4 protein-coding genes are annotated in these 4,517 nt (G+C 73.5%); all 4 read left to right on the top strand.

What is annotated here, in order from left to right:
• Nucleotides 1-210 precede the first annotated feature (210 nt).
• Nucleotides 211-1,665, top strand: a complete 1,455-nt coding sequence (locus tag DQW06_RS10740; RefSeq protein WP_071622126.1) for an MFS transporter — start codon at nt 211-213, stop codon at nt 1,663-1,665.
• A gap of 195 nt (nt 1,666-1,860) precedes the next feature.
• Nucleotides 1,861-3,030, top strand: a complete 1,170-nt coding sequence (locus DQW06_RS10745; protein WP_013153200.1) for a PP2C family protein-serine/threonine phosphatase — start codon at nt 1,861-1,863, stop codon at nt 3,028-3,030.
• 266 nt (nt 3,031-3,296) lie between these two features.
• Nucleotides 3,297-3,779 carry a DUF1772 domain-containing protein gene (locus tag DQW06_RS10750; RefSeq protein ID WP_041552689.1) on the top strand — a complete coding sequence of 161 codons (483 nt, stop codon included), beginning with the start codon at nt 3,297-3,299 and terminating at the stop codon, nt 3,777-3,779.
• Nucleotides 3,780-3,909: 130 nt separating this feature from the next.
• Nucleotides 3,910-4,473 carry a DinB family protein gene (locus tag DQW06_RS10755; RefSeq protein WP_117198379.1) on the top strand — a complete coding sequence of 188 codons (564 nt, stop codon included), beginning with the start codon at nt 3,910-3,912 and terminating at the stop codon, nt 4,471-4,473.
• The last annotated feature ends 44 nt before the right edge of the window (nt 4,474-4,517 follow it).

Genomic DNA, 4,517 nt, shown 5'->3' on the forward strand with positions numbered 1-4,517 from the left:
GGGGAAGGCCCGTGTCCGGCTCACGCCGGGCGCGGGCCTTCCCCGGTTCGGGCGGGGCATCGTCGGTTCTCTTCGGCGCAGTGGCCCACGCCACAGGTTCGGGGTCTTGAGTGTGCCGCGACGGCACAGCCTTTGCTGGAACACGGTTCACCCCGCGTTCCCGGCACGGCCGGGAGGCGGGGGGAACGGCACCACCCGACCCGAACACCGATGGGAGGCCAGACGGTCATGCGCCGCAGCGCCACGGTCTACTTCGCCTCGTACGGGCTGTCGTTGTTGGGCAAGGGCATCGCCGGCGTGGTGATGCCGCTGCTCGTCCTGGAACGCACCGGCGACGTGCTGGCGGCGGGCGTGCTCGCGACCGCGTCCACGGCGGCCTCCGCCCTGGCGGGGCTCGTCTGCGGTCTGATCGTGGACCGGATCGACCGCCGCTGGGTCTCGGTGGTCTCCGACCTGCTCGCCGCCCTGTCGGTGGCGGCGCTGCCGGTCGTCGACGCCCTGTGGGGCCTGAACATGGCCTGGTTCCTGGCCCTGGCCGTCGTGGGGGCGGTGATCCGCGTGCCCGGGATGACGGCTCAGGAGACGCTGCTGCCCGCCCTGGCCCGACTCGGAGCCGACCGGCCGGGTGGTCGGGGTGGTCGGGGTGGCGCCGCCGGTCCGGGGAGGCTGGACCGGCTGATCGCCACCCGCGAGACCATGGGCAGCGTCCTGCTGCTGGCCGGTCCCGGCCTGGGCGGGCTGCTCGTGGGGCTGCTCGGGCTGTCCTCGGCGCTGCTGCTGGTGACCGCCGTCACGAGCCTGCTCGCCGCGGCCACGACCCTCCTGCTGGACCCGCGGACCGGTCGGATCGACCGTCGGCGCCCCGATCCGGCCGACACCGCTGAGGCCTCCGGCGCGGCCGCACCTGGCGGCTCGGTGCGCCGGGCGGTGACCGACCTGCTGGAGGGATGGCGGTTCCTGGGCCGCACCCGGCTCCTGCTCGGCACCACTGTGATCGGCGCGGTGCTCGTCGCCGTCCTGAGTTCGCTGCAGACCACCCTCATGCCCGCCTACTTCACCGGTCAGGGGCTTCCCGGGCTCACCGGGCTGACGCTGAGCGCGCTCGCGGCGGGCAGCATCGCCGGGTCCGCGCTCTACGCCGCCACCGCCGGGCGGGTCCGCCGCCGCAGCTGGTTCGTCCTCGGCATGAGCGGCACCCTGGTCGGGTTCGGCGCGGTCGGCACCATGGCCTCCCCGTGGCTGGTGCTGGGCGCCGCGGCCCTGGTGGGGATGACCTTCGCACCGGCCTCGGCGGTGCTCGGCGTCCTGACCGTCGAGGCCACCCCGGACCGCATGCGCGGCCGGGTCCTGGGGGCGCAGAACACGGTCATGCTCGCCGCGCCCGCCCTCACCAGCGCCCCGCTCGCGGCCGTGGCCGCCGCGGCCGGGCTGCCCGTCGCCGGAGCCGTCCTCGCCGTGCTGGCGGGCGTCACGGCGGTCGCCGCCCTGGTCGCCCCGGTGTTCCGCTCGCTGGACGACCCGCGGGGGCGGGAGCCGGTCGGCCCCGAAGGGCGTCCGCGGCCCCGGGAACGGACGTCCCCCGAACTCGCGCTCGCGGACACCGTCCCCCACGCGCCGGACGTCCGCGCGGTGGGGGAACGCGGGGAACGCACCGCCGACCGGTGAGCGGGCGTGGAGTCGCCGCTCTTTCCGAGGGGGGAGCGGTTTCGGACTGGGCGCTCCGAGGGAGGTTTCGATGAGGGCCGTGGCCTGTTCGGTCAGGCTCTCACGTGCGAAGATGTATTTTCTGGTCGAAAGATGGCACGGCGGGCGGGGAGTCGTGAGACGAACGGCTGCCGTGCCGGATTCCGGGGTGCTGCCATGACGGTGCAACACGCGTCCAACGAGCTGATGGTCTCCCTCGTGCGGGCCGGACACCTGGCCACCTTCGAGGAACTACCCGCACTCGTGGCCAAGAAGGCCGACAGCGCCGGGCTCTCCCAGGCGCGCATCTACCTGGCCGACCACCAGCAGCAGGTCCTGCGCGAGGTCACGGGAGAGGGCATCGACGCCCACCGGGGCGGTGAGGACCTGCTGGTGGACGACTCCCCGGCCGGTCAGGCCTACGTCACGGGTGTGACGGTGCGGATGGAGGACGAGCAGCGCTACTGGGTGCCGGTCCTGGACGGCGCCGAGCGCCTGGGCGTGCTGCACGTGAGCTACCCGGGCGACCCCGACCGCTCGGCGATGCGCGACCTGGCCTCCATGGTGGCGCTGCTGGTCATCGCCAAGCGCTCCAACAGCGACGCCTACGCCCGGCTGATCCGCACCAAGCCCATGTCGGTCTCGGCGGAGATGCAGTGGACGCTCATGCCGCCCGGCACCTTCGCCGACTCGCGGGTGACGATCTCGGCCGCCACCGAACCGGCCTACGACAACGCCGGGGACTCCTTCGACTACGCCCTGGACGGGGAGACCGCCCACCTGGCGATGTTCGACGCCATGGGCCACGACACCGCCGCCGGGCTCATCGCGAACCTGGCCGTGGGGGCCTTTCGCAACGAGCGCCGCAAGGGCACCCCGCTGGTCGACGTGTGCCGGGGGGTGGAGCACACCCTGATCCAGGAGTTCGTGCGCACCCGATTCGCCACCGCGATCCTGGCCGAGCTGAACATGGCCACCGGGGAGCTGTACTGGGTCAACTGCGGGCACCTGCCGCCGGTGCTCATCCGGGGCGAGGAGGTCCGCGACCTGGAGTGCGAGCCCTCCCACCCGCTGGGGATGGACCTGGGGCTGCCGGTGACGGTGTGCCGCGAACAGCTCGAACCCGGCGACCGGCTGCTGCTGTACACCGACGGCATCATCGAGGCGCGCGACTCCGAGGGGCGCGAGTTCGGTGTGGAGCGGTTCGTGGACTTCGTCATCCGCCACCAGGCCGACAACATGCCGGTTCCCGAGACGCTGCGGCGCCTGGTGCACGCGGTGCTGGAGTACCACCACGGCAGGTTCGGCGACGACGCCACGGTGCTCTTCTGCGAGTGGCACGGCTGACCCGCAGTTCCCGGCGCGGTCCCGTTCGCGGCGGGCGGCGGCCGGCCCTCTCCGTTCACCCGCGGTGGGTGTCGCGCGGAGCGGTGTGCGGCCTGCGGGAGTGGTACGCGGTGCGTCGCCCGAAGGGCGGGCGATGCGGCGGGTACGCGGGACGGGCCGGTGGTGCCGCCCGTTACGTCGAGGGACGGGAGTGCCGTGGACGTTTCGCGCGGCACGTAGAATCCGCCCATAACACGCGGGCAGGACAACAGAATCCGGGGTGTGGCGTGGCGGAGATGGTGCACGTGGTCGTTCCGGTACTCGCCGTGGTGGCGACAGGTCTGTTCGCCGGGTTGTTCTTCGCGTTCTCGATCGCGGTGATGCCGGGTCTGCGCAGGTCCGGGGACCGGGCGATGATCGAGGCGATGCAGGGGATCAACGTCGCCATCCTCAACCCGTTCTTCGCCGTGGTCTTCATCGGCGCCCCGGTGGCGGTGCTGGCCTGCGCCGTGCTCCACGCCAGCGTCGGCGCGACCGCCTCCGCCGTGTGGTCGGGGGCGGCGCTGCTCTGCCTGGTCGTGGCCCTGGTGTCCACCTTCGCGGTCAACGTCCCGCGCAACAACGTCCTGGACCGGCAGGGCCCGGCCGAGCGGATCGCGGACCCGGCCGCCGTGCGCGCCGACTTCGAGCCGGTGTGGGTGCGCTGGAACAACGTGCGCACCCTGGCCTCCCTGGTCGCGTTCCTGTGCGTGGTCCTCGCGCTGCGCTGACCCCGGCGTACGCCCACCGCCAGACTCTCCCCCGCTCGTGCCCAGCCGGAACCCCCGAAACCCCGACGGCGGCCGGGCGGGGCGGGAAAACCCGTTGCGCACCGGCGGCGGGTGGATGATGCTCCCCCCCATGAGCACACAGCGCGCGGACATGTTCCTGGCCCCGGACGAGGACCCCCGCGAGGGCCGCCCCCGCCCCGTCGGCGAACGCGCCGTCCTGGTCGAGTTCCTGCACCTGCAGCGCACGACCCTGGAACTGAAGTGCTCGGGTCTGGACGCCGACGCGCTGGCCCGCCGTTCGGTGCCGCCCTCCACCATGTCCCTGCTGGGGCTGGTGCGGCACATGTCGGAGGTGGAGCGGGCCTGGTTCCGGTGCCGCCTGGGCGGGCGGAGCCGCGAGCAGGCGCCCCTGCTCTACGCCAGCGCGTCCGAACCCGACGGGGACTTCGACGGTGCGGTGGCCGATCCGGCCGTGGTGGAGGAGGCCTGGGCGACATGGCGGGCCGAGTGCGCCCACACCGACGCGTTCGTGGCCGGCGCCCCCGACCTGGAGAGCCCCGCCTGGACCGACCCCCACAACGACCGGGTGTGGGACCTGCGTCAGGTTCTGGTGCACATGGTGGAGGAGTACGCCCGCCACAACGGGCACGCCGACCTTCTGCGCGAGCGCGTCGACGGCCGCCGGGGCCAGTAGTCGGCTCCCGGCTCAGGCTCCGCGACACCCCGGCCCTCCCCCTC

The organism is Nocardiopsis sp. TNDT3, assembly GCF_003427465.1.
In the GTDB taxonomy this organism is placed as follows: domain Bacteria; phylum Actinomycetota; class Actinomycetes; order Streptosporangiales; family Streptosporangiaceae; genus Nocardiopsis; species Nocardiopsis dassonvillei.